The 25,695-nt window shown below is 68.9% G+C and carries 22 protein-coding genes and 2 tRNA genes; 8 read left to right on the top strand and 16 right to left on the bottom strand.

Annotated elements, in window-relative coordinates; genetic code table 11:
* Window positions 1-21: 21 nt before the first annotated feature.
* A complete protein-coding gene (locus OG219_RS32010) occupies window positions 22-987 on the top strand; it encodes a GlxA family transcriptional regulator (protein ID WP_266832360.1) in 966 nt (321 codons plus the stop codon).
* A gap of 239 nt (window positions 988-1,226) precedes the next feature.
* Here OG219_RS32010 and OG219_RS32005 read toward each other — a convergent pair whose 3' ends face one another.
* The 10 genes from OG219_RS32005 to OG219_RS31960 all read right to left on the bottom strand — a co-directional run bounded on the left by OG219_RS32005 (window position 1,227) and on the right by OG219_RS31960 (window position 11,640).
* Window positions 1,227-2,597, bottom strand: a complete 1,371-nt coding sequence (locus OG219_RS32005) for a cytochrome P450 (protein WP_266832358.1) — start codon at window positions 2,595-2,597, stop codon at window positions 1,227-1,229.
* Window positions 2,594-3,679, bottom strand: coding sequence for an epi-isozizaene synthase (gene cyc1 / locus OG219_RS32000; RefSeq protein ID WP_266832356.1), 1,086 nt, complete (start codon window positions 3,677-3,679; stop codon window positions 2,594-2,596). Before cyc1 ends, OG219_RS32005 begins: the two co-directional genes overlap by 4 nt.
* A gap of 364 nt (window positions 3,680-4,043) precedes the next feature.
* Window positions 4,044-4,694, bottom strand: coding sequence for a peptide deformylase (gene def, locus OG219_RS31995; protein ID WP_266454522.1), 651 nt, complete (start codon window positions 4,692-4,694; stop codon window positions 4,044-4,046).
* A gap of 150 nt (window positions 4,695-4,844) precedes the next feature.
* The gene (locus OG219_RS31990) at window positions 4,845-5,825 is read right to left on the bottom strand and encodes a hypothetical protein (protein ID WP_266454525.1); all 981 of its coding nucleotides are present in this window, start codon (window positions 5,823-5,825) and stop codon (window positions 4,845-4,847) included.
* 165 nt (window positions 5,826-5,990) lie between these two features.
* Entirely contained in the window at window positions 5,991-7,238 is a 1,248-nt protein-coding gene (locus tag OG219_RS31985) for an HD-GYP domain-containing protein (protein ID WP_266832353.1), read from the bottom strand.
* Window positions 7,235-8,623, bottom strand: coding sequence for an HD-GYP domain-containing protein (locus OG219_RS31980; RefSeq protein WP_266832351.1), 1,389 nt, complete (start codon window positions 8,621-8,623; stop codon window positions 7,235-7,237). The genes OG219_RS31985 and OG219_RS31980 overlap by 4 nt, the downstream gene beginning before the upstream one ends.
* A 163-nt stretch (window positions 8,624-8,786) precedes the next feature.
* Window positions 8,787-9,089, bottom strand: a complete 303-nt coding sequence (gene rsrA, locus OG219_RS31975; protein ID WP_266454534.1) for a mycothiol system anti-sigma-R factor — start codon at window positions 9,087-9,089, stop codon at window positions 8,787-8,789.
* Window positions 9,086-9,769 (bottom strand): RNA polymerase sigma factor SigR, encoded by a 684-nt coding sequence (gene sigR / locus OG219_RS31970; protein WP_266454537.1) that lies wholly within the window; start codon window positions 9,767-9,769, stop codon window positions 9,086-9,088. The genes rsrA and sigR overlap by 4 nt, the downstream gene beginning before the upstream one ends.
* A 258-nt stretch (window positions 9,770-10,027) precedes the next feature.
* Window positions 10,028-10,654, bottom strand: a complete 627-nt coding sequence (locus OG219_RS31965; protein ID WP_266832348.1) for an alpha/beta family hydrolase — start codon at window positions 10,652-10,654, stop codon at window positions 10,028-10,030.
* 170 nt (window positions 10,655-10,824) lie between these two features.
* Window positions 10,825-11,640, bottom strand: coding sequence for an SOS response-associated peptidase (locus OG219_RS31960; protein WP_266836301.1), 816 nt, complete (start codon window positions 11,638-11,640; stop codon window positions 10,825-10,827).
* A 50-nt stretch (window positions 11,641-11,690) separates the two neighbouring features.
* Here OG219_RS31960 and OG219_RS31955 point away from each other — a divergent pair, with 50 nt between their 5' ends.
* From OG219_RS31955 to OG219_RS31940, 4 genes are all read left to right on the top strand, one after another.
* Complete coding sequence (locus OG219_RS31955) at window positions 11,691-12,413, top strand: M50 family metallopeptidase (protein ID WP_266832346.1); 723 nt, start codon at window positions 11,691-11,693, stop codon at window positions 12,411-12,413.
* Window positions 12,414-12,502: 89 nt separating this feature from the next.
* A complete protein-coding gene (gene aroA / locus OG219_RS31950) occupies window positions 12,503-13,843 on the top strand; it encodes a 3-phosphoshikimate 1-carboxyvinyltransferase (RefSeq protein ID WP_266832344.1) in 1,341 nt (446 codons plus the stop codon).
* Window positions 13,844-13,859: 16 nt separating this feature from the next.
* Entirely contained in the window at window positions 13,860-14,870 is a 1,011-nt protein-coding gene (gene rsgA, locus OG219_RS31945) for a ribosome small subunit-dependent GTPase A (RefSeq protein WP_266832342.1), read from the top strand.
* A 148-nt stretch (window positions 14,871-15,018) separates the two neighbouring features.
* Complete coding sequence (locus tag OG219_RS31940) at window positions 15,019-15,342, top strand: multidrug efflux SMR transporter (protein ID WP_266454551.1); 324 nt, start codon at window positions 15,019-15,021, stop codon at window positions 15,340-15,342.
* A gap of 18 nt (window positions 15,343-15,360) precedes the next feature.
* Here the strand turns inward: OG219_RS31940 and OG219_RS31935 are convergent, their stop codons facing one another.
* Window positions 15,361-15,987 (bottom strand): TetR/AcrR family transcriptional regulator, encoded by a 627-nt coding sequence (locus OG219_RS31935; protein ID WP_266832340.1) that lies wholly within the window; start codon window positions 15,985-15,987, stop codon window positions 15,361-15,363.
* A gap of 613 nt (window positions 15,988-16,600) precedes the next feature.
* Here OG219_RS31935 and hisN point away from each other — a divergent pair.
* Both hisN and OG219_RS31925 read left to right on the top strand, forming a co-directional pair.
* Window positions 16,601-17,401, top strand: a complete 801-nt coding sequence (hisN, locus tag OG219_RS31930) for a histidinol-phosphatase (protein ID WP_266832338.1) — start codon at window positions 16,601-16,603, stop codon at window positions 17,399-17,401.
* Window positions 17,402-17,606: 205 nt separating this feature from the next.
* Window positions 17,607-18,005 (top strand): cyclic nucleotide-binding/CBS domain-containing protein, encoded by a 399-nt coding sequence (locus OG219_RS31925; protein WP_266832336.1) that lies wholly within the window; start codon window positions 17,607-17,609, stop codon window positions 18,003-18,005.
* 90 nt (window positions 18,006-18,095) lie between these two features.
* Here the strand turns inward: OG219_RS31925 and OG219_RS31920 are convergent, their stop codons facing one another.
* The gene (locus tag OG219_RS31920; RefSeq protein ID WP_323183312.1) at window positions 18,096-19,565 is read right to left on the bottom strand and encodes a catalase; all 1,470 of its coding nucleotides are present in this window, start codon (window positions 19,563-19,565) and stop codon (window positions 18,096-18,098) included.
* A gap of 125 nt (window positions 19,566-19,690) precedes the next feature.
* Here OG219_RS31920 and OG219_RS31915 point away from each other — a divergent pair, with 125 nt between their 5' ends.
* Entirely contained in the window at window positions 19,691-20,107 is a 417-nt protein-coding gene (locus OG219_RS31915; RefSeq protein ID WP_266832332.1) for a Fur family transcriptional regulator, read from the top strand.
* A 75-nt stretch (window positions 20,108-20,182) separates the two neighbouring features.
* Here OG219_RS31915 and OG219_RS31910 read toward each other — a convergent pair.
* The 4 genes from OG219_RS31910 to OG219_RS31895 all read right to left on the bottom strand — a co-directional run bounded on the left by OG219_RS31910 (window position 20,183) and on the right by OG219_RS31895 (window position 25,553).
* Window positions 20,183-20,256, bottom strand: a tRNA-Met gene (locus tag OG219_RS31910).
* A gap of 214 nt (window positions 20,257-20,470) precedes the next feature.
* Window positions 20,471-22,285 carry a sel1 repeat family protein gene (locus OG219_RS31905; RefSeq protein ID WP_266832330.1) on the bottom strand — a complete coding sequence of 605 codons (1,815 nt, stop codon included), beginning with the start codon at window positions 22,283-22,285 and terminating at the stop codon, window positions 20,471-20,473.
* A 229-nt stretch (window positions 22,286-22,514) separates the two neighbouring features.
* Window positions 22,515-22,588, bottom strand: a tRNA-Met gene (locus OG219_RS31900).
* 43 nt (window positions 22,589-22,631) lie between these two features.
* Complete coding sequence (locus tag OG219_RS31895) at window positions 22,632-25,553, bottom strand: UPF0182 family protein (RefSeq protein ID WP_266836300.1); 2,922 nt, start codon at window positions 25,551-25,553, stop codon at window positions 22,632-22,634.
* Window positions 25,554-25,695 lie beyond the last annotated feature (142 nt).

Genomic DNA, 25,695 nt, shown 5'->3' with positions numbered 1-25,695 from the left:
TTCTGAGGCACACTGGTAAGCATGCTGAAGAACGTGGCCGTCGCCCTGCTCGACGGCGTGCACCCTTTCGAACTCGGCGTCGTCTGCGAGGTGTTCGGCCTCGACCGGAGCGACGAGGGCCTGCCCGTGTACGACTTCGCGGTCGTCTCGGCGGAGGGCCCGACACTCACCACCCATGTCCCCGCGTTCACGGTCTCCACCCCCTACGGCCTGGACCGCCTCGAAGAGGCCGACCTGGTCGTCGTACCGGCCGGGAACGACTACATCGGGCGCAGCTACCCGCCCGAGCTGCTCGCCGCCCTGCGCCGGGCCACGGATCGCGGCGCCCGCGTGCTCAGCGTCTGCTCCGGGGTCTTCGTGCTCGGCGCGGCGGGGCTGCTGGACGGGCGCCGCTGCGCGGCGCACTGGAAGCAGGTGGACGAGCTCGCCCGGCGCCATCCGCGGGCGATCGTCGAACCCGATGTGCTGTACGTCGACGAGGACCCCGTCATCACCTCGGCCGGCACCGCCTCCGGAATCGACGCCTGCCTGCACATCGTCCGCAAGGAGCAGGGCCCCGAGGTCGCCAACGCCATCGCACGGCGCATGGTGGTGCCGCCGCACCGCGACGGCGGCCAGGCCCAGTACGTAGAGCGGCCGCTGCCGAACACACCCTGCGACACGGTCGGTGAGGTGCTCGTCTGGATGGAGCGCAACCTCGACGAGGAGGTGACCGTCGAGCAGCTAGCGGCCCGCGCCCACATGTCCCCGCGCACCTTCGCGCGCCGCTTCCAGCAGGAGACGGGCACCACCCCCTACCGCTGGATCCTGCGCCAACGGGTGCTGCTGGCGCAGGAGTTGCTGGAGGCGTCGGACGAGACGATGGACGCGATCGCGGGCCGCACCGGCTTCGGGAACGCGGCGGCGCTGCGCCACCAGTTCGTACGGAGTCTGGGCACGACCCCGCAGGCGTACCGGCGCACGTTCAGGGGCCCGCAGGCTGCCTGAACGCGCACCGGTACGGACGCGGGGTCAGGGCCTGTCCGGCGGATCATGCCGGAGACGCGGGGCGGCCGTGACATCAGCCGCTCCGCGGCGGGCGCCGATCTGCGGCGTTGTCGTCGGTTGCCGACTCCTCCACTCTCGGCTTCGCCCTCCTCCGCCTTGCAGCTCGCCGCACCAAGCCCCGCTCACCTGCGTCCATGAGGCACCGCCGATTTCCTCCGACCTGATCCGCCGGACAGGCCCTAGCGCGGAACCCCCTTCAACCGCAGCCGGTGCGGATGCAGCGTGATGCCGATGCGGGTCGCGTCATTGGATCCGGACACCTGCTCGAAGCTCCACCTGGACGCGACCGTGGCCGTGACGAGGGTCAGCTGGGCCATCGAGAAGTGGTCGCTCGGGCACTTCCGGTTACCGACGCTGAACGGGCGCATCGCGTACTTCGGCAGGTCCTTGGACCGTTCCGGTAGCCAGCGGTCGGGGTCGAAATCGAGGTGGCGCTCGTACGACCGCGGGTCGCGCTGGATCGCGTACGGGCTGTAGACGATGTCGGCTCCGGCCGGAATGCGATAGCCACCCAGCTCGGTTTCGGTCACCGCCCGCCGCGTCAATATCCATACGGCGGGGCGCAAACGCATCGCCTCGACGACGACGTTTTTCGTGTGCGACAGCTTCCGGACGTCGCCGAATGCGACGGGCCGGCCGCCCGTGACGGATTCGACCTCCTCACTGATGCGCCGCGCCTGGTCCGGATACGCGGTGAGCACTTGCAGCAACGACATGACCGTTGACGCGATGGTTTCGCTGCCGGGGGTGAGTATCGCGACGACTTGGTCGTGGATCTCCTGTTCGTCGATGGGGCCGCCGTTGTCGTCCTTCGCTTGCAGCAATGCCGTCAGCAAATCGTCCGGCTTTTGACCAGATGTGCGGCGCTCGTCGATGATCTCGTCGACGAGTGCGTGCAAATCGGCCAATGCACGATCGAATTTGCGGTAGGCCGGAAGCGGCAGCCGATAGAGCGGCCCCGCCGGAATGACCATGCGCCGGTACATGCCGCGGAAGACGGTGGCGAGCGCGTTGCTCAGCCGCTCGGCCCGCTCGTCCATGAACCGGCCGCGCAGCAGACAGCGGGCCGCGATCCGGACGGCGACGCGGAACGACTCCGACGTGCAGTCGACCGCCCCTCCGGACTCCCAGCGCGCCGCGAAGGCACGCGCCTCCTCCTCCATGATCGGCCCGTACTCGGGGATGATGTCGAGCCGGAACGCGGGCTGGATCGTCCGCCGCTGCCGCCGGTGCAGCGGCCCGTTGGCGGTCGCGACCCCCTTCTTGCCGAGGAGCCCTTCGAGGGACTCCCACAGCGGGCCGCCGATCTCGTAGTCGGGGCTCAGCGCCACAGCCCCGGTGAGCTCGGGAGTGGTGACCGCGTACACCGTCTTCGGGCCCATCTTCAGCCGGACGACGTCGCCGTGGTCGCGGAGCTGGGCGAGGAAGCCCAGCGGGTCGCGGACCAGTTTCCAGCCGTGGCCGAGGCCGGGCACACCGCCTCCCGCGAGGGGCGGGGTGGCCGGCTCCAGCGTCTGAGGAACGTCAGTTCGTACGGACTCGACGGTCATTTCTCACCTGCCGCTTCATTGTTGACGTACGGGGGTGTGGAGCGGTCGTCCCAGCTGTCGACCATGTATCGGCCGGACTCGTGGTGGAACCAGTAGACGGAACTGAACCAGTTCCGCATATTGCCCAGGCACGCCTTCAGGGCGACGCTCGATTCCTTTCCCTGTACCGTCCCGTCCGCGAGAGCGTCCGCGAGCAGAAATGCGTCCCTTTCGGCGACCGAGAATTCACTGATGCATTCCTCGACGCGCCGCCGGACTTCCGTGACGGCCTCTTCGAGAGTCAGCCCCTCATGGTGAATTAGACTGATTCCGAGATTGTGGACATCATCGCCCGCAATTTCCTTGGGGAGCGAGCACAGATCGTTGTACCAGGCGGCGAATTCCTGGCTGAGCAGAGCCGCCTTCCGATATGCGGGGTGATTCCGCACCGAGGTGGGGAGTTCGTACCCCGCACTGGGTTCCAGAAGGTCGGTCCAGATCCAGTGCGCGAACGTCAGCCGACGGAGTTCGAGATATTCCGCGACCGTCGGGACGGTGCCGGAGGTCCGATTCCGGAACTCCCGGTCGTACGCCTCGATCACCGCGTGGAAGTGGAGCGCGAACCGCTCGTTCCACTTCGTGCCGAGGAACGAGTACAACCGCACCATGCTGTCCGCGAACGCCGCGACCAGGGGATCCTCGTGGTGCAGGTGGTTCCTCGGCGAGTCGAGGGCCGCATGCAATTGGAACCTGAGCCTCCGCCAGGCACCCGGCCTGCCGTGGATGACATCGCGGTCGTGGCGGTCGTCCCAGACGAAGAACCACGCGCTGTAGTCCGCTATCGCCTGCATGACCTCGTCGGGGGCGCCAATGTAGTAGCCCGCCATGAGGTCGGTGTAGCACAGGCCGTCGGCATATTCTTCGACCTTGCCGGGCGGCATAAGCCGCTTTTCGAGGAGCCAGGCCCGGGTGTTCTCCTGGAGCCTGGGCCAATACGGGTGGAGTTGACGGGGAAACTCGGCCTCGATCACCGGAAGAGAGAGAGCCGGTGGAACCGCGACCGCGGTTGGTGTCGATGAAGTGCTCTGTGCGAAAGCATGCACGAACAAACCCCTCTCAGCCGCCTGTTGACGTCACGCCCCTCCCGATGTGCCGGGCGTGCGCCGTTGCGTATCCCCGCACTTCCCATTCAGCACCACAACTGACCGTTCTGGGAACGGATTTGCTCCACTCACTACCCCATGATGCCGAGAATCTCCCCTTGTATGACCGAATCTGGATCACTCAATGAGCACATGGGATCGAACGTGCGACGCACATACGAACGGCGCCTGGTCAGGAGGTATCCGACCAGGCGCCGTACAAGCAGCTTCGGAGAGGTGACTCACAAGAGATCGCGAGCCACACCTGTCATTTTCTGTCTCAGTCGTTCAACGTGCCCGCTCGGTCACCGGTCACGACGTGTCGTCAGTCGTTCGCCACGATCGGGTAGCGGGGCTCGTTCTCGGCCATCTGCCGCAGCGCGTCCTTGCGCTCACGCTTGGAGAGCCGGTCGATGTACAGGTAGCCGTACAGGTGATCCGTCTCGTGCTGGAGGCAGCGCGAGAAGTAGCCGGTGCCGCGCACCTTGATGGGGTTGCCCTTCTCGTCCTGCCCCGTGACCTCGGCGTAGTCGGGGCGGGCGAGCGGCGCGTACGCGGTCGGTACGGAGAGGCAGCCCTCGTTGCTGTCGTCCAGGCGGCGCTGCTCGGCGGGCAGCTCGACGAGCACGGGGTTGCAGACCACGCCGGTGTGCCGCTTGCCGTCGTCGTCGGGGCAGTCGTACACGAAGACCTTCAGGTCGACGCCGATCTGGTTGGCGGCCAGGCCCACGCCCTCGGCGGTGTGCTGGCTGGCGAACATGTCGGCGACCAGCTGCGCCAGTTCGTCGCCGAAGTCGGTGACGTCCTTGCACTCCTTGTGCAGCACCGGATTCCCGACGACGGTGATCGGCCGCGAGGTACCGCGCTCGCGATAGGCGGCCTCGCGCTCCTCGCAGTCCTCGATGTCGATGACGAAGCCCTCGTCGTCCACGGGGAGCACGCCCACGTGCTGCTGATCGGTGTCCTGCTGCGCCATGACGGACGTACGCCTTCCTAGAAAAACGGGGGGTGTGATGCGAATACAGGGTACGGGGACGCGCCCTTTAGGGGCGCGGGGCTGTGTCTAACATGCGGCTCCGCCGCGTGGGCGCGACCAGCCACGACGGCTCCGCAGCGGCCCACGCACCTAGCAAACCTCTTCGAGATCCCGCCAGTCCCTGGAGTCGGGGCTGTCCGCAACCCACCCGTCCAGCAACCCCCTCACCAGCGAAGCCGGCGCGGCAAGGCCGCATTCGCGCTCGGGCACCCACAGCTGCCCGTCGGTGCGGTGACCCAGCGGCCCCGGGTGACCCGGTTCACTGTGATCGTGGGGATCAAGATGCTCCCCGTCGCCCTCGTCCGAAGGCATCCGCGACTCGGAACACATCCGGCACAGCAGCCGTACGGACGACGACCAGTCCTCCGCGGCGAACCCGGCGTCGGCGGCGAGCTGCTCAAGCGCGTCCCGGTCGTCCTCGGTGGCCGCTTCGAGCAGGACCACCCAGGTGGGGACGGGCGACGGCGCCCACAGCTCGATCTCGTCGAACACGGGGTAGGCGTGCCCGGCGGCGGTGGTCCGCTCCCCGTGCGGCACCCCGTCGTGCAGTACGACCTCGCCCCAGCGCCGCCCCGAGGACGGCAGCGGAATGGACAGCACCTCGATGCGGGCGGGGTCGAGCCGCCGCCCCCACACGACCTCGGCCTCGCCTTCCGGAGACAGCCGTACGGCCGCACTGCCGAGGTCCATGCCCACCGGTTCCCCGGAGACGGCGGCGCCGCCGGGGACCCGCAGCCCGTACGCCTGCCAGGAACGGCGGGCCAGCGGCCAGTCCTGGAGGGCGGTGGCGGCGATCCCGACGTTCCACCAGTCAGGTGCTCCGGTCTCCCGGTCGAGGAGGGCCACGGCCCTGAGCCCGGCCGCCCGCGCCTGCTCCCAGTCGTGCCGGAACTTGTGCAGCAGCGCCAGGTTGAACCAGGACTCGGACAGCCACGGCTCCAGGTCCGCGGCGCGCGTCAGCAACGCGCCCGCGTCCTCGTACCGTCCGTCGCCGATCAGCGTGAACGCACGGTCGGTGGCCTGCCGCCATGAGGCGGAGGGCCGGTGTCGTCCCTTGCCGAAGATCCTCACGATTCCCGCCTGCCAGTTCCTTGCGATTCCCGCCTGCCGGTCCCTTGAAAAGTTCCCTGAAGAGTCCTTGGAGGACAACGCGGCCCTGGGCCTGCCCATGCCCCCGAACACCCTCTTCCTCGCATCCAACCACGTACCGTCGGACGGCCGCTCATTACCCATGGGTTACCCAGCCTGGGGCAGGCTAAGGCCGCCCCGCAACAGCACCCTGGCCAGCGACTCCACGACCTCGGGCTGATAGTCGCGGGCCGTCCCCAGGCGCAGCTTCTCCAATGCCGTCAGCGGCCCTCCCGGGCCTGCTTCCCTGGCCATCTCCTCGTACGCGTTCACGGCCCGCACAATCCGTGCGGTGACCGGCTGCTCCCGGTACGGATCCGCCTGCCGCTCCACCACCACCGCCACCTCCGCGTCGACCCCGGTCTGGCGTACGACGGCGCCCCCGAGGAGGGCTATCCGCCGCTGTTCGTCCGCCGGGAGTACGGCGGTGGCCCCGGCCGGCACCGGGTCGAGAAGGCTGAGTTGTCCGATGTCGTGCATCAGCGCCGCGTACTCCAACACGGTCAGATCGGGCTCCGAAAGGCCCAGCTCCCGACCGACGGCCTGGCTGAGCGCGGCCACGCGCCGGGCATGTCCGGCAGGCGTGTATCCCGCTATCTCGGTCGCCCGGGCCAGCGAGGCGATGGTCTGCCGATAGGTCACACGCACGGCGGCATACCGCCGGAAGGACAACTGCGTGAGCAGCAACGGCAGCGAGAACACGGGCAGCGCCCAGAGCCCGACCACCGCGACGGCCAGCGCCATCACGGCCCCCGTCGCACACACGGCCGACCCGATGCCCAGCGTGGCCCGCAGCTCGTCCCGCAGCAGCGGCCCGAACGGCCACCGCGTCCGCGAGTGCGCCATCGCCGCCGCGAGCACGGCATCGCACAGCGCGGTGAGCACCAGCAGCGCGACCAGCAACAGGGCGTACGCGGGACCGCCCCACTGCAGGAACTCCCCCTGGTTGTACAGGGGTTGGAAACACACGGCGGCGAACCCGACCGTCAGCACCCGCCGGGTGAGGTGATCGACGGTCGGCCCACGCCCCCTGGCCACATGCGGCACACACCCCAGCAGCCCGGCCGCCGCAACCACCGCGACCACCTGAAACGCCCCGTGGTGCGTCGCCTGCCCCGCGTTCTCCCCGAGCAGCGCGTACGACAGTGCCCCCGCGGCCCCGAGCGGAGCGGACTCCCGCTCCTCGGCCCCGCTCCAGCGGGTGAGCTCGCCCACCGCTATGAGGAGGCCGAAGGCGAGGGCGATACGGCGGTCTTCGAGGCCGGTCCAGAGGGTGACGGCAACGGAGACGAGGGCGAGGAGGAGTGCGAGGGCACGGACGAGGGTGAGGGCGAGTGGGGGGCGAGGGACACTCACGGGCCCCTCCTGCCGGCGTTTGTCGGGTGCCCTTCCAGCCGACTGGAAACGGGTGGCGGAGCGGGCGGGCGAACACCGCCGCGAAGCGGCGTGTTGCTGTCAGCAGTGACGGCGGGATGCCACCCGTACCGAGCCAGCGCAAGCGCCAACGCCCCCACCATCCCCGGATCGAACTGCGCCCCCGAGCACCGCTCGAGTTCCTCAAGCGCCGCCGGCACCGGCCGGGCCCGCCGATAGGACCGCGTGGACGTCATCGCGTCGAAGGCGTCCGCGACGGCCACCACCCGGGCGAACTCCGGAATCTGCGCCCCCACCAGCCCGTACGGATACCCGCTCCCGTCCAGCCGCTCATGGTGATGCAGGATCGCCGACCGGGCCTCCCCCAGAAACCCGATGCCCCGCACCATCTCGTGCCCGTACTCGGGGTGCAGTTCGATGACCCGCCGCTCCTCGGGAGTCAACGGCCCGTCCTTCCGCAACAGCCGCGTGGGAACCCCCAACTTCCCCACGTCGTGCAGGATCCCGGCGAACCGCAGCACCTCGACACGCTCGTCGTCCATGCCGAGTTCACGCGCGATCATCATCGACGCCTGCCCGACGCGCTCACTGTGCCCGCGCGTGTAGCCGTCCTTGATGTCGACGGCCTGGACGAGCGCGCGGATGGTGGCCTGGTGGGCGGCCCGCTCGCGGTGGTACTGGGCGAACACCCAGCAGGAGACGTACATCGGCAACAGCACGAGCAGCGCGGCGACCGGCCCGTACGGACTGCGCCACAGCACCGCCATCATCAGCCCGGCGAGCCCGTGCACGGCGACGGGCGCGAGCGAACGCGGAAAAAGCCCGCGCCAGGCGCCGCGCACCGGCACCCGTTCGGCCAGCGCGAGAATCCCGCCGTCGAGGACGCTCTGCACGAGGCAGAAGGTCAGTACCGCGGCCCCGGCGGGCACGAGCGCGTACGGAAAGTCGGGCGCGACCACGGCGTCCCGGCCGCCGAGCGCCCAGTGCACCCGGGAGGCCGCCCAGACCGCGAGGGCGAGCTGCGCCGCCCGCCAGATCCGCCGCAGCCACCGCGGCCGCTGCTCGACCCGGGCGAGCAGCGCCCCCGGCAGCGCGACGAGCGCGGCGGCCGGGGGCGGCAGCAGAAAAGCCCCGGCAAGGAGCACGGGGAGGAAGGTGCCCATCCCTCTGGGGGCCCCGAGGCCGGGGACACCCGCAGCCCTGGGACCACGCGGGAGGGTGATCCGCTCGCACCCGGCGTACAGCACGGCGAGCAGGGCGACGATCCACCACGGGACCCGGACGGTCGGCAGCGGGGCGAGACAGCCCAGGGCTCCGAGTACGACACAGGCCACGTAGACACGGGCCCACGCCGGCACCGACCCCATCTCCGCTTCCCCTCCCCGACTCCAGGATTCCGGAGCCTAGGACGGCGGGAACGGTACGGGGACACCAACGGCCGAATCCGTGGGCTCAGAGCCCACGGATTAGCACGTTCGGGTGATAACCGGACGATCCTGCGGGAGTACCGGACCCGGTTGAGAACCGGGTTCAGGACTCCTGCGGAGTCGCTGCCACGTCGTGCTCGGGCACGACCTGACCGGAACGGATCAGATCGATGCGCCCCATGACCTTGGCGCGCAGATCGGTCGGCACATCGTCCTGACCGCAGCACCGCTTGACCAGCTTCTTCACGGCCTGCTCGAGCCCGTACTTCTCCAGGCACGGCGAGCACTCCTCGAAGTGCACTTCGAACTTGGTGCAGTCCGCGTCCGGCATCTCGTGGTCGAGGAACTCGTAAAGATGGTCGAGTACCTCACTGCAGTCCGTCTCGTGCGGCTCTCCGCAGCTCATGAGCCCGAGCCTTTCGCTTCGTTCGACTCTCCGGCACCGGCCGGAACCAGCCCGCGGTCACGCGCGTAGTCCTCGAGCATGCCGCGCAGTTGGCGACGGCCCCGGTGCAGCCGGGACATCACCGTGCCGATGGGTGTCCCCATGATGTCCGCGATCTCCTTGTACGCAAAGCCCTCTACGTCCGCGAGATAGACGGCGATCCGGAATTCCTCGGGGATCGCCTGCAGCGCCGACTTGACGTCCGAGTCGGGCAGGTGATCAAGCGCCTGCGACTCGGCGGAGCGCAGACCGGTCGACATGTGCGACTCGGCGCGCGCCAGCTGCCAGTCCTCGATCTCCTCGGCCGCACTGCGCTGGGGCTCGCGCTGCTTCTTGCGGTACGAGTTGATGAAGGTGTTCGTGAGGATGCGGTAGAGCCATGCCTTGAGGTTGGTGCCCTCACGGAACTGGTGGAAGGACGCGTACGCCTTCGCGTACGTCTCCTGCACCAGGTCCTCGGCGTCGGCCGGATTGCGCGTCATGCGCAGCGCGGCCGAATACATCTGGTCGAGGAATTCGAGCGCGTCCCGCTCGAAGCGCAGGCTGCGCTCGGCGGACGACTCCGTGCTCGTGCCCTGGCCCTCGGGCTGCTCCGCCTGGCCGTGTTCGGTCCCTGCGTCGGTCCCAGTGACCGGACCCACCTCCTCCAGCGACGTAGCGAGACCGAGACCGGTCCCACTGGAATCGGAGGATAGACGAACATCGACACCCGCCGCCGCCCGAATAGGCGCGTTCTTACCCGCGTGCAGCACCGTCCAGTCCAGGTCAGCGCTGCTACTGCGGCTCGGGCAGATGGTCGAACCCATGCGGCGGACTTCCTCTCGTGCTAACGGTCCAGCACACGCTCCGTGCTGTCTGTACTCGCACAACAGAGGTCCGCCGCTCAACATTCCCGGGCGTTACCCGAGTGACGAGGTCCACTTCACGACACCGTCAGTGACGATCTTCAGAGCCTCGTCCTGTCCGAGCGACGCCCGTTTCGGAACGGCGAAACCATGATCGCCGTACGGCACCTCGATGATCTCGTACGACCCCTCGGGGAACTCCTCGGGCTTCCCGAACGGATCATTTCCGCCCTGTACGACGAGGGTGGGCACCCCGGACCCGAGCAACTCGTCGGCACGCGACTTCTCGGGCCGCCCCGGCGGATGCAGCGGGAAACTGAGCGCGAGCACGGCAGCGGCTCCGAGCTCCACGGCCGTACGACAGGCCACACGAGCCCCGGCACTACGCCCGCCGGCAACCACCGGAAGCCCGCCCGCGGCGACCACGGGCCACACCCCCCGCCACCCCACATCAAGCGTCTTCGGCGCGGGAGCCACCTTCTTCCCAGCCACCCGCCAAGGCTGCTCGACAAGCGCAACACTCACTCCATGCGCGGGCAACACCAGCGCCAGGGCCTGAAGATCGCGCGCCTCGATGCCCCCACCGGCCCCATGACTGAGGGCAAGAACAAGCCGCGCGCCAGAGGCGTGATACCAGGTGACACGGGCCGCACCGACATCGGTCTCAATAATCTCGATCACGCCACAAGAGTCTGCCTTCTTACTCTCCCAGCTGCGGGCATGCGTGCCGCTACAACCGCCCTCGCTGTGGGCATGCGTGCCGCTAGGGGCGGCACGGGTGGGCACAGCGGCACCCCGCAAGCGCCGGGCTGCGCACCCACCCCGACCCCAGCCCCCACCCCGGGCACCGGTCAGAACAGGGTCCCTTCCTCCGGCCCCTCCAGCTCCTTGAGCAACTCGGGCCCGTTGTTCCGCACATTGCTCACAGCAGTGGAAACGGGATACGCCCGCATCAACCCCGCCGGAGGCGGAGCAAGCAGAGACCGCAAGTCCTCAACATCGGTCCGAGCAGGATCCAGCCACGCATCCCACCGATCCGGCGTAAGCATCAAAGGCATCCGGGGATGAATGTCGGCCAAAGCATGCGGCCCATCACCGGGGGCAACCGCAAGCGGCGTGGTCTCCGCCTCCGTCGTAATGACGGAACAAGTAACCCACCAGGCCAGCGGATGCTCATCGGGAAGCGTCCGATCCCGCCAGAACTCGTACAGCCCGGCCATGGCGAAGACCGACCCGTCGGCAGGCGTCACGAAGTACGGCTGCTTACGCCCCCGCTTCTTCTTCCCCTCAACCTCAAGATCCCGCTCACCGGCCCCGGTGACCCACTCGTAGTAGCCGTCGGCGGGAATGATGCACCGCCGCGCGGCGAAGGCCCGCCGGTACGAGGGCTTCTCGTGCACGGTCTCGGCACGAGCGTTGATCATCCGAGCGCCGCCCTCGGGCGTCTTGGCCCAGGACGGAACGAGCCCCCACTTGAGCGTGCGCAGCTGGCGAACCGGCCGGGGATCGGCGGCGTCCTTAACGGGACGGTCGAGAACCGCGTAGACCTCTTTGGTCGGGGCGACGTTGAAATCGGGGGCCAGAGCCTCCTCGGGCTCCCACTTCTCGACTTCAAAGATTCCTGCGAGATCCTCGGGTCCACGACTCGCTGCATACCGTCCGCACATACGTGCCACACTGCCAGATTCCACGACACCAGAGGGAGCCACCGCCGACAATGGACAGCACCGCAGCCACCTCGCTGTCAGGTCTCTGGGACGAGGTCTTCGGAAGCCAGCCGGACCCCGACCTGTGGGTGGTGATCGCCACCCTCGTCGCGGCCCTCGCCGTGACCGTCCCGCACGGCGTCTGGCGGCTCTCCCGCAACGCCATCACCATCGCGCACGAGGGCGGCCACGGCCTGGTCGCGCTGCTCACCGGGCGCAGCCTCAGCGGCATACGACTGCACTCCGACACCAGCGGCCTCACCGTGAGCCGCGGCAAACCGACCGGCCTCGGCATGATCCTCACCGCCGCCTCGGGCTACACCGCTCCCCCGCTGCTCGGCCTCGGCGGCGCCGCTCTGCTCGCCGCGGGCCACATCACCGCGCTGCTGTGGCTGGCCACGGCCCTCCTCGTGGCGATGCTGGTGATGATCCGCAACGCGTACGGCGCGCTCACGGTGCTCCTCACCGGCGGCACCTTCGTGCTGGTGTCCTGGCTCGCCGGCCCCCAGGTCCAGGCGGCGTTCGCCTACGCGGTGGTGTGGTTCCTGCTGGTCGGCGGGGTCCGCCCGGCCTTCGAACTCCAGGCCAAGCGAAGCCGCGGCGGCGCGGGCGACTCGGACGCCGACCAGTTGTCCCGCCTGACCCACGTCCCCGCCGGACTGTGGCTGTTCCTGTTCCACGCGGTGTCCCTGTGCTCCTTGATAGGCGGGGGCCGCTGGCTCCTGGAGGTGTGACGCCCGGGAACTCGGTGGACGGCATTCAGCGGCGCGGGGCCGTTCCCCGGCCAAACCCGGCAGGGCGAACCGCCACTAAAGTGGGGCTCATGACCGTTAACCCCGCCCACACCGCCCTCTGGCCCGCCCCGCACGCAAGCGGAGCCGTCGACGCGACGGTCCACGTACCGGGGTCCAAGTCGGTCACCAACCGGGCGCTGGTCCTCGCGGCCCTCGCCTCGGAGCCGGGCTGGCTGCGCCGCCCGCTCCGCTCCCGCGACACGCTGCTGATGGCGGGCGCGCTGCGCGCGATGGGCGTGGGCATCGAGGAGACGGTGTCGTCCAGCTCCACGGTCGCCGCCGGCCCGGACGCCTCCGGCGAGGCCTGGCGCGTCATCCCCTCGGGCCTGCACGGCCCGGCCACGGTCGACGTAGGCAACGCGGGCACGGTGATGCGCTTCCTTCCCCCAGTCGCCGCACTCGCCGACGGCCCCATCCGCTTCGACGGCGACCCGCGTTCGTACGAGCGCCCGCTGAACGGTGTGATCGACGCGCTGCGCCTGCTCGGCGCCCGCATCGACGACGACGGCCGCGGCGCGCTGCCCCTCACCGTGCACGGCGGCGGCGCCCTGGACGGCGGCCCGGTGGCGATCGACGCGTCCTCGTCCTCCCAGTTCGTCTCGGCACTCCTCCTCTCCGGCCCGCGCTTCAACCAGGGGGTGGAGGTCCGCCACACCGGCTCCTCCCTCCCCTCACTCCCCCACATCCGTATGACGGTCGACATGCTGCGCGCGGTCGGCGCCCAGGTGGACACCCCGGAGTCGGGCGGCGAGCCCAACGTCTGGCGGGTCACGCCGGGCGCCCTGCTCGGCCGCGACCTGACCGTCGAGCCGGACCTGTCCAACGCTCAGCCGTTCCTGGCGGCGGCCCTGGTGACCGGCGGCAAGGTCGTCATCCCGGACTGGCCGTCCCGCACCACCCAGCCCGGTGACCAGCTGCGTGCGATCTTCACCGAAATGGGCGGTTCCTGCGAACTGACCGAGGCGGGCCTGGAGTTCACCGGCTCGGGCTCGGTCCACGGCATCGACGTGGACCTGAGCGAGGTCGGCGAGCTGACCCCCGGCATCGCGGCGATCGCGGCCCTCGCCGACTCCCCCTCCACCCTCCGCGGCGTGTCCCACCTCCGCCTGCACGAGACGGACCGGCTGGCCGCGCTCACCAAGGAGATCAACGAACTCGGCGGCGACGTCACCGAGACCGCCGACGGACTGCACATCCGCCCGCGCAGGCTGCACGGCGGCATCTTCCACACGTACGACGACCACCGCATGGCGACGGCCGGCGCGATCATCGGCCTGGCGGTGGAGGGCGTACAGATCGAGAACGTGGCGACGACGGCGAAAACCCTCCCGGACTTCCCCGATCTGTGGACCGGAATGCTCGGGAACTGACGGGCGGATCACGATCATGCGCCGTTACGGCAAGAACCCCGACGAGGACGACATCCGCACCCGCCCAAACCGCAAGGGCAACCGTCCGCGTACGAACATCCGCCCCAAGCACGAGGACGCCGCGGAGGGCATGGTCCTCACCGTCGACCGGGGAAGGCTCACCTGCCTCGTAGAGGACCGTGTCGTGATGGCCGTGAAGGCCCGCGAACTGGGCCGCAAGGCGGCGGTGGTCGGCGACCGCGTCGCCATCATCGGCGACCTGTCCGGAGCCAAGGACACCCTCGCCCGCATCGTCCGCATCGAGCCGCGCACCTCGGTCCTGCGCCGCACGGCGGACGACGACGACCCGTACGAGCGCGTGGTCGTCGCCAACGCCGACCAGCTCGCCATCGTCACGGCCCTCGCCGACCCCGAGCCACGCCCGCGCCTGATCGACCGCTGCCTGGTGGCGGCGTACGACGGCGGCCTTGAACCCCTCCTGGTCCTGACGAAGTCGGACCTCGCCCCGCCGGACAAACTCCTGGAGCTGTACGGCGACTTGGACATCCCATACGTCGTCACGACCCGCGAGGAGTTCGAGGACGGCCACGCGGTGGACCGCGTTCGCGAGCAACTCAACAACAAAATCACGGCCTTCATCGGCCACTCCGGCGTAGGCAAGACGACCCTGGTCAACGCGCTGGTCGCACGGGACAGGCGACGAACCACGGGCCATGTCAACGCCGTGACAGGCCGCGGCCGCCACACCACCACCTCGGCACGCGCGATCCCACTGCCCGAAGCCGCAGGCTGGGTCATCGACACCCCAGGCCTCCGCTCCTTCGGCCTGCACCACGTGGACCCGTCCCGCGTCATCAAGGCCTTCCCCGACCTCGAACCCGGCACCGAGGGCTGCCCACGCGCCTGCAGTCACGACGAGCCGGACTGCGCACTGGACCAGTGGGTGGCCGACGGCCACGCGGACCCCGCCCGCCTCTACTCGCTGCGCCGGCTGCTGTCGACGAGGGAGCGCCACGAGGGCGACTGACACCGGTTGTTCCCCCTACGACCTCCGCGTTGTTTGCGCCCGTACCGCGCCGGTAAATGCATAATCGCACCGAGTGACCCCGGAAAGCCTTTGACCTGAACCACACACCAGACCAAGCAGTCGACGTTCGGACGCGGGAGGACACGCCATGGCATGGCTGCTGGTCGTTGTGGCAGGACTGCTCGAAACCGGCTTCGCCGTCTGCCTGAAGCTCTCACACGGCTTCACCAGACTCTGGCCCACGGTGGCGTTCTGCATCTTCGCCCTGGGCAGCTTCGGCCTGCTGACCCTCTCCCTCAAGAAGCTCGACGTCGGCCCCGCCTACGCGGTGTGGACCGGCATCGGCGCGGCGGGCACCGCGATCTACGGCATGATCTTCCTCGGCGACCTGGTCTCAACCCTGAAGATCATCTCGATCAGCTTCGTGATCGCCGGAGTGATCGGCCTGCAACTGTCGGGCTCCAGCCACTAGCCCACAGAGCAGCCCCCTTCAGAACACTTCCCGAGGAACTCCTGAGCCGCGATACGGCGAGAACAGCGCGGCCTTCACCAAATCAGTGACCCCACCCTCCCCCGGCGGCGCGGCCACGCACGACAGTGCGAGCCGGACCACGAGTTCGCAGGTACGGGCGAGCTCGGCGGTCTCCGCCTTCGAGGTGGACATCGAGACGACGGCCCGGTCACGGACCAGCGCCACGAAGTCGGCGGGCGAGGGCAGCGGCCCATCCGCCCGCCGCTGCGCGGGCACAGCCGACGACGAGGGCACCGCCGAGAGCGTCGGCGAGGGCAGCCGCTCACTCCAGCACCCGGTGAGCATCGCCCGCACAAGTACGTTGCTCCGCGCCGCCGAAGCGGTCCACTCGGCAGTGGCGACCAACCGCTCACGAGCGTCCGCATGAGCGCCCAACGCCCGCTCGACCCCCGCGAGATAGGCATCCGCCTCCCGCCGTACGAGGGCACGCGCGAGCCCGTCCTTACTCCCGAACTCGTTGTAGAGCGTCTGCCGCGACACCCCGGCCACGGCGGCCACATCGACCATCCGCACCGCCGACCAAGCACGACGCGCGAGCGCCGTATAGGCAGCATCCAAAAGGGATTCCCGAGCTGCAGGCATCATCGCCTCCCTGAGCCGATCCGCTCCGCAGCTCAGATTTGACGCGCACAGGTTCACTGTCAAGGGTTCGCGACGGCACCAAGGGGCGCACGCCCCCACCACACACAACCCAGACGGCCACCCACCCGCACGCACAGCACGCCAAAGGCGAAGGCGAAGACGTGTGTACGCCAAAGGCGAAGACGAAGACGTGTGTACGCCAAAGGCGAAGGCGCGAGGCCACGCCGAAGGCGAAGGCATGGAAGTACCCCGAAGGCGAAGGCATGGGAGCACGCCGAAGGCGAAGGCGCGGGGACCGGCCAAAGACGAAGGCGTGGGGGCAGGCCGAAGACGAAGGCGTGGGGGCAGGCCGAAGACAAGCCCCTACGCACCCGCACCCGCGAGATCACCGAAGGGGACGTGCCGGAACGTCCGCCCGCAGCGGCTGGCGCGTCAACACCGCCCGCTTCCTGACCAACCGATTCCGCGCCAGACCGAGGACGGATGCTCCGGCACGGCCCCGACTCACCCCCGGCGGAAGGCGAACACCACAGCCCACCCCAGCCCACACGCCGACCCCCACGAAGATCTCCCGGGCCGTGTAGCCCTCCCCGGAACGGGCAGATACGGTTCGCTCATGCCCGACTATCACGATGACCTGCGTCTCGCCCACGTCCTGGCGGACGCCGCCGACGCCGCGACGATGGCCCGGTTCAAGGCACTCGACCTCAAGGTCGAGACCAAGCCGGACATGACCCCGGTGAGCGAAGCGGACAAGGCCGCCGAGGAACTCATCCGCGGCCAGCTCCAACGGGCAAGGCCGCGCGACGCGATCCTCGGCGAGGAGTACGGCATCGAGGGCACGGGCCCCCGCCGCTGGGTCATCGACCCGATCGACGGCACCAAGAACTACGTACGCGGCGTGCCCGTCTGGGCCACCCTCATCTCCCTGATGGAGGCGGCCGAGGGCGGCTACCAGCCGGTCGTCGGCGTGGTCTCCGCCCCCGCGCTGGGCCGCCGCTGGTGGGCCGCGAAGGGCCACGGCGCGTTCACGGGCCGCAGCCTCACCTCGGCGTCCCCGCTCCGGGTCTCCCAGGTCTCGCACATGTCGGACGCCTCCTTCGCGTACTCGTCCCTCACCGGCTGGGAGGACCAGGGCCGCCTGGACGGCTTCCTCGACCTCACGAAGGTCGTCTGGCGCACCCGCGGCTACGGCGACTTCTGGCCGTACATGATGGTCGCCGAGGGCTCGGTCGACATCTGCGCCGAACCCGAGCTGTCGCTCTGGGACATGGCGGCGAACGCGATCATCGTGACCGAGGCGGGCGGCGAGTTCACCGGCCTCGACGGCCGCCCCGGCCCGCACAGCGGCAACGCGGCCGCGTCGAACGGCATCCTCCACGACGAACTGCTGGGATACCTGAACCAGCGGTACTGAAGCGAGACTCCTGAGTAACCCCGAGGCGCCCCGAACTCGCCGCACGCGCCCCCTTGTTGACCCTCCTTTTACCTGCGACTCTGAGAGTCCCCCCACTTGTGAATTTGTGAATCACTTCTCTTGACGCCTCGCCGAGGCCCCGGCACCGCCCGGGACCAGGCATCGCACCAGGTCAAGCGATTCACCAAGGAGGTGGCTCCAGCCCATGCTCGTCCGCGACGCCATGAGCACGGTGGTCCTCACCATCGGCCCGGCACACACCCTCCGCCAGGCGGCCCGCCTGATGTCCGCGCGCCGCATCGGCGCGGCCGTCGTCCTCGACGAGGACGCCAGCGGACTAGGAATCCTCACTGAGCGCGACATCCTCAACTCGGTGGCCCTCGGCCAGAACCCGGACACCGAGACCGCAGGCAGCCACACCACCACCGACGTCGTCTTCGCCGCCCCCGCCTGGACCTTGGAGGAAGCCGCGACAGCCATGTCGCACGGCGGCTTCCGCCACCTGATCGTGCTCGACGGAACAGGCCCCGTAGGCATCGTCTCGGTCCGCGACATCATCCGCTGCTGGGCACCGGCCCACCGCCGCGCACCGGCGCAGGTCTGACCCCTCCCCACGCCCACACGAACGGGCCGGGCCCCTGATGACTCAGGAGACCCGGCCCGCCCTCAACGACAAGCGTTCCAGTGCTGGTTGTCAGCCGCGCAGGGCCTGGACCGCGACTGCCAGCCGCTTGCCGAAGTCACCATCCGCGTGGCGGAAGTTGTCGATCGCACGCTCGGCGATGTCGTCACGGGAGACCTTGGCGATGAAGCCCGCCAGGTTCTCGATCAGACGGACCTTCTCCTCCTCGGAGAACAGCCGGTACAGATTCCCCGCCTGCACGAAGTCGTCGTCCTCGGAGTGAACCGGCGCCCCATGGTTGCCGGTTCCACCGGAGACCGGGGTGGACACCCACAGCGGCCGGTCGGTCTGGACGGGACCACCGAACGAGTTGGGCTCATAGTTCTTCGCACCCTTGTGGCGCCCGTCGTACAGGAACCCGTCCCGCGAGTTGGTGCGCGCCTCGGTCGCATGCGGACGGTTCACCGGCAGGTGGTCGGCATTGATGCCGACGCGATAGCGGTGGGCGTCACCGTAGGCGAACAGCCGCCCCTGAAGCATCTTGTCGGGCGAGGGACCGATACCCGGCACGAAGTGAGCCGGAGAGAAGATGCTCTGCTCGACCTCGGCGAAGATGTTCTCCGGGTTGCGGTTGAGCTCGAGCTTGCCGATCTCGACCGGCGGATAGTCCTCGTGCGGCCACACCTTGGTGAGGTCGAACGGATTGAATCGGTACGTCGCTGCCTCGGCCGCCGGCATGATCTGCACCTGCACGGTCCAGGACGGGAACTCACCCCGCTCGATCGACTCACGCAGGTCGCGCTGGTGCGAGTCGGGGTCCTCACCTGCGAGCTTCGCGGCCTCTTCCGAGGTGAGGTTCTTGATGCCCTGGTCGGTCTTGAAGTGGTACTTGACCCAGAAGACCTCACCGGCCTCGTTGTTCCACTGGTACGTGTGGGAGCCGTACCCGTTCATGTGGCGCAGCGACGCCGGGATACCGCGGTCACCGAAGAGCCAGGTCACCTGGTGCGTGGACTCGGGCGAAAGCCCCCAGAAGTCCCACACGTTGTCGGCTTCCTGCGATCCGGTGTACGGGTCGCGCTTCTGCGTGTGGATGAAGTCGGGGAACTTGATGGCGTCCTTGATGAAGAACACCGGGGTGTTGTTGCCGACGAGGTCGTAGTTGCCCTCTTCGGTGTAGAACTTCAGCGCGAAGCCGCGGGGGTCACGGACCGCGTCCGCGGAACCGAGGTTGCCGGCCACGGTCGAGAACCGCAGGAAGGTCTCGGTCTGCTTGCCGACCTCGGAGAGGAACTTCGCGCGGGTCCACTGCGAGACGTCACGGGTCAGCGTGAAGGTGCCGTACGCGCCGGCGCCCCGCGCATGCACGATGCGCTCCGGGATGCGCTCACGGTTGAAGTGCGCGAGCTTCTCGAGCAGCGCCTGGTCCTGGACGAGGACGGGCCCGCCGACGCCCGCGGTCTCGCTGTTCTGATTGTCGGCCACCGGCGCACCGGCCTCCGTCGTAAGCGGTCCCTGCGTCACGTGCGCCTCCTGCGTCATTCCTGCAAGTTCTGTCCCCTGGCCAATGCCGGTCCCGATCCTACATTGGACTTAGTCCAAGTCAAGCAGCGCTCCAAAGTCACACCTGTTCGGGATCTGTTCCTCTTACTGTTAGGCTGGTTCGTATGAGCGACCTGCTGGAACGACTGCGCGGACGCGGATGGCGGATGACCGCGCAGCGGCGCGTAGTGGCCGAGGTCCTCGACGGCGACCACGTCCATCTGACGGCCGACGAGGTGCACGCACGCGCCGTCGTCAAACTCCCCGAGATCTCCCGGGCGACCGTCTACAACACCCTGGGCGAGCTGGTCTCACTCGGCGAGGTACTGGAAGTCGCAACCGACAAGCGCGCCAAGCGGTACGACCCGAACGCGCACCATCCGCACCACCACCTGGTCTGCGCCCAGTGCGGCACGATCCGCGACGTCCACCCGGGCGGCAACCCGCTCACCGACCTCCCCGACTCGGAGCGCTTCGGCTTCACGGTCTCGGACGTCGAGGTGACCTACAGGGGCGTCTGCCCGAACTGCGCGGCGGCCTGACCGCCTCTCGCGCCTCACCCGAAGGCAAACACACCGAAGGCCCGGAACTATTGGTTCCGGGCCTTCGGTCTTCAGTAGCGGGGACAGGATTTGAACCTGCGACCTCTGGGTTATGAGCCCAGCGAGCTACCGAGCTGCTCCACCCCGCGCCGTTGAACTGAACAGTACGTCACCCCTGTGGACCAGCGCAAATCCGTTTTAGCCGGTCCGGCACCATCAGCCCGTCCGGCGTTTGAGGACGAGCCCTTCGGGCGATCGGGGGCCTGGGGGCGGAGCCCCCAGAGACGGGAAGGGCAGGGGCGGAGGGGGCGAATACCCCGGCGCCCGCGCCGCCGTACGCCAACGCCTCAGCGCAGTGCAACGTCACGCCGACAGTTCCTCCCGCAACGCATCCCGCAACCGAGCCGCCCGCTCGGAAACCTCAGCGGGCCCAAGAGAGACGGCACGGTCGGCCCACCGCTGCCCCTCCGCAAGCTCCCCTCCGCGCGCATACACGAGCGCGAGCCGAAGCGCCGCCCGCCCATGCCCCGCATCAGCCGCCCGAGCCCACCACACGGCAGCCTCCGGCTCACTCCCCTCCCGGGCGAGCAGCAGCCCAAGATTGAACGCCCCGTTCCGCGACCCGGCCTCCGCCGCCTCGCGGTACCACCGAGCCGCCTCCACCACATCGCCCCGCGCGGCGGCCAGCATCCCGACCCGCACCTGCGCCCTCCGGTGCCCCTGGGACGCCGCCCGCTCGTACCACTCCTCGCACTCGCTCTTCTCCTGCGTGGGCTCCCCCAGCTCATGCGCGGGCGCCGGCGGCCGACGCGCGTCGAGCACGGCGGCAAGCCGGTACGCCGCCTCGGCGCTGCCGCCCCCCGCCGCGGACCGCAGATGCCGCTCGGCATCCCGCTCGTCCCCGTCCCGCAACCGCGCGATGGCCACCTGAAGCGCCGCCTCGGTGTGCCCGGCGGCCGCGGCACGCTCGTACCACCGCAGCGCCGCCGCGTCGTCGTCCTCGGTGGCCCGCCCGGCGTGCAGGATCCCGAGATTGAACGCGGCGTCCACGCTCCCGGCCTCCGCCGCCTTGGAGAACCACGGCTGGGCCCCGGCCGCGTCGCCGACCTGCAGCAGCAGGATGGCGAGCGCGTTCGCCGCCTCGCGATGACCGGCGTACGCGGCACGCCGGTACCACTGCTCGGCCTGCGCGGTCCGCCCCTGCTCGGCGCAGAGCAGCCCGAGGTTGTACGCCCCGTTCACATCACCGGCGTCCATCGCGGCCCGGTACCACCGCTCGGCGGTCTGCGTCTCGCCGCGCTCGGCGTGCAGCGCACCCAGGGCGTTGGCCGCGTTCCCGTCGCCGTCCTGGGCAGCCCTCAACCACCACACGGCGGCGCTGTCGGTGTCGCCGGCGTCCCGCAGCAGGAACCCGAGCGCACACGCGGCCCGAGCCTCGCCGTCCTTGGCGGACGTCAGATACCAGCGCCCCGCCTCCTTGAGCTGCCCGCGCTTCTCCAGGATCGCCCCGAGATGCAGGGCGGCACGCCGGTGCCCGCGCGCGGCGGCCTGCCGGTACCACTGCTCGGCCTCTTCGCCGCCCGCACCGATGACACCGTTGTCGGCCCTGGCCTCACCCGAGTCCACGACCTTGCGGTCGAGGGCCCGCGCCAGCCGGTACGCGGCCTCGCGGTGCCCGCGCTCGGCGGCGGCCCGCATCCACTGCTCCGCGCCGACGTCGGCGCGGTGCTCCAGCAGATCCGCGAGCGCGTACGCGCCCAGGGCGTGCCCCTGCTCGGCGGACTGACGCAGCCAGTACTCGGCGGCGGGCTCGTCGCCGCGCTCGCGGTGATGCCGGCCGAGCGCGTGCGCGGCGGCCGCGGAGCCCGCGACGGCGGCGATCCGCCACCATCCGGCGGCGTCCTCGGCGTACCCGCGCTGGTGCAGGAGGACACCCAGATTGTTGGCTGCGGCGCGATCACCGGCGGCCGTGGCAGCACGCAGCTGCGGCTCGGCTCCGTCGAGATCACCGCGGCGCAGCAGCATCGCTCCGAGGACGCTCATCGCCTCGACATCGCCGGCTTCCGCCGCGAGCCGCTGGCGCGCCTCCTCCACAGCCTCGCCGGTTTCGTCCCGGTCGGGAGGCTGCGCAAAACGCCCTGTATCCAACAGAGTTGCCTTGTCCCCCATAACGTCCATCGTCGCACCACCTGCAACCTGGGTACACCTGGTATACCGCAGCCAGTGAGGTCACTTCAGCGTTTTGTCGACATGCCCACAGAGAGACAAGTCAAACACAGATTTCCCAACTCCCCCCGTTTGGAGCAGCACTTCACAGGAGTCGCCAGGTCACCGCCGGAGCCTCGCGCGTTGTCGCACACGTCGAAGGCCCGGATCCTTGATCAGGATCCGGGCCTTCGACTTTCAGTAGCGGGGACAGGATTTGAACCTGCGACCTCTGGGTTATGAGCCCAGCGAGCTACCGAGCTGCTCCACCCCGCGCCGTTGTGTTGCAACCGTACCACGGCGCGGGGTGGGCCCTGACCTAGCCGCTGGTCGGGCTCGGACTGGTGCTCGGGCTCGCGCTGCTGCCGCTGCCACCACTGGTCTCGTCGGCCTTGGCCTGGGCGTCCTCGGCCCGCTTCAGCGCTTCCTCAAGATCCTTCTGCGCCGTGCCGTACGCCTCCCAGTCGCCCTTCTTGAGGGCTTCCTGGCCTTCGTCGAAGGCCTTCTGGGCGTCGTTGAGCGCTTCCTGGACCGTCGGATTGGTCGACGTCGGTGGTGGCTCCGTGGTGTCCGCGGGTGGTGGCTCGGTGGTCGAACCCTCCACCCCCAGAACCTTGTTGAGCGCCACGTCGAGGGTGTTCTCGAAGGCGGTCTTGCCTCCGTAGCTCACCAACACCTTGCGCAGCAGCGGGAACTTGAGTCCACCACCGCGTACGTAGACAGGCTCCACATAGAGCAGTCCTCCGTCGAGTGGCACTGTCAGCAGGTTGCCGTACTCGACTTCCGAGTCGCCGCCCTGCAGAAGTCTGATGGACTCGGCGATGGTCGGTTGGGAGTTGAACTGGCTCTGGACCTGTTTAGGCCCGTCGACCGGTTCGCTGGTTGGCAGTTTCAGAATTCTGATCTTGCCGTAGTCAGGGGTGCCCGCCTCGGCGTTGACCGACATGAAGGCGCTCAGGTTGTCCCGGCCGTTCGGCGTGAGCGTCGTCGTCAGCGAGAACGCCTGCGCCGTCTCTCCGGGCATCTCCATGCTCAGGTAGTACGGCGGGACCGCGTCGCCCGACTTGTTGGTCGGGTCGTCCGGCACCTGCCACACCTCACTGCCGCTGAGGAAGGTGTTCGCGTCCTTCACGTGGTAGCGGGTCAGCAGCTCGCGCTGGACCTTGAACAGGTCCTGCGGGTACCGGAGATGGGCCATCAGGTCGGTCGAGATGTCGGTCTTCGGCTCCACCGTGTTCGGGAACGCCTTCATCCAGGTCTTCAGGACCGGGTCCTCGGTGTCCCACTGGTAGAGCTTGACCTCTCCGGTGTACGCGTCGACGGTCGCCTTCACCGAGTTGCGGATGTAGTTGACCTGGTTCTGCTGGGCCACCACCGCGCGCTGGTTGTTGGTCGCCGTCAGCGAGTCCGCCGTCGTGTCGCCCAGGGTGGTGCGGGAGGCGTACGGATAGCCGTTGGTGGTCGTGTACGCGTCGACGATCCACTGGATCTTCCCGTCGACGACGGCCGGGTAGGCGTCACCGTCGATGGTCAGCCAGGGGGCCACCGCCTCGACACGGTCCTTGGGCGTGCGGTTGTAGAGGATCCGCGAACCCTCGCCGATCGCGCCCGAGTAGAGGATCTGCGGCTCGCTGAACGCCACCGCGTACGCGGCGCGGTTGATCGGGTTCGAGAGGTTGACCCCACTCTTGCCCGTGTAGCTGGTGGTCTTCTCGCCGTCGTCGTCCGAGTAGTCGATCTCCTTCTGGGGACCGCCGACGATCGAGTACTGCGTGGTCTTCTCGCCGTAGTAGACCCGCTGCTCGTACGTGCCGAGGTCGCCCTGGGACGGCAGGTCGGACTCGGTGAAGAGCGGCTGGCCGCCGGAGGTCGCCGTGGTGCCCTTGGCTGCGACCACGCCGTATCCGTGCGTGTAACGGAAGTGGTCGTTGATCCAGTTGTTCTTCGGAATACCGGCGAGGTTCAGCTCGCGCAGCCCGATGACCGTGTCCTGGTCCGTGCCGTCCACGGTGTACCGGTCGACGTCCAGGTTGGTCGGGAACGCGTAGTAGTTCTTCATCTGCTGCAACTGCTGGAACGCCGGCGAGACGATGTTCGGGTCCAGCAGGCGGATACTCGCCGTGGTGTCGGCGTCCTCGCGCAGCTTGGTCGTGTCCTTGGTCTCGCTCGTGCCCGCGTAGTCCGTGACCTCGGTGTCCTGGATCCCGTAGGCCTCCCGGGTCGCCTTGAGGTTCTTCGCGACGTACGGCGCTTCCTTGGCCTGCTCGTTCGGCTGGACCTGGAACTTCTGCACGATCGCCGGGTACAGGCCGCCGATGAGGATCGCGGAGAGCACCATCAGGCCGAAGCCGATGACGGGCAGCTGCCAGGTGCGCCGCCACAGGGTGGCGAAGAACAGCACCGCGCAGATGACGGCGATGCAGAACAGGATCGTCTTGGCCGGCAGATACGCGTTGGCGTCGACGTACCTGAGGCCCGTCCAGTTGTCGGTCGCCTTGAAGTCACTGGACTTCACGGCGAGTCCGTACCGGTCGAGCCAGTAGGCGACCGCCTTCAGCGCGACGAAGAGACCCAGCAGCACCGACAGGTGACCGGTGGCGGCGGCCGTGGCACGCGCCCCCGGGCTGGTGATCCGCAGCCCCCCGTACAGGTAGTGCGTGAGCGCGGCGGCGATCAGCGAGAGCACGGTGGCCGCGAAGCCGAAGCCGAGCAGGAAGCGGTACCAGGGCAGGTCGAAGGTGTAGAAGGAGATGTCGAGGCCGAACTGGGGGTCCTTCTGGTTGAAGGGAACCCCGTTCACCCACATCAGCCACGTACGCCACTGGCCCGAGGCGGACGCGCCGGCGATCAGCCCCACCAGGGAGGTGATGCCGAGCAGCAACCACCTCTTGTACGGCGCGATCCCCATCCGGTACCGGTCGAGGCTCTGCTGCTCCATCGACATGGCGCTCAGCGGCGGGCGCAGCCGGTGCGCCAGCCAGATGTTCACTCCGACCGAGGCCGCCATGAGCAGACCGAAGACGAAGAAGAGCCCGATCTTGGTCCACAGTGTGGTCGTGAACACCGACGAATAGTGAACCGATCGGTACCAGAGCCAGTCCGTCCAGAACCCCGCGAACATGACGAAGGCCATGGCCAGTGCGGCCAGCACGCCCAGTGTCATGAGCAGGGTCCGGACACGCCGGGACGGTCGGCCCACTCTGATCCGTGGCCCCGTCGGGCCTCCGCCGCGGTCCGGCATCTGGAAAGCCAAGGTGTGCACCTCGAAGTTCGCTGTTGGTCCGTCAGGTCCCCGTGATCGTGGACCATTCGTCAGGCTCCGTGATCGTGGAGCCTCATCTATGCAACTTACTCACGCTTTACTCGGTTCCCGTTTCCGGGGA

It is taken from the genome of Streptomyces sp. NBC_00038, assembly GCF_026343635.1.
Classification (GTDB): domain Bacteria; phylum Actinomycetota; class Actinomycetes; order Streptomycetales; family Streptomycetaceae; genus Streptomyces.
Note: the sequence above shows the minus strand (reverse complement) of the source record. Positions and strands in the feature narration are given on the sequence as shown.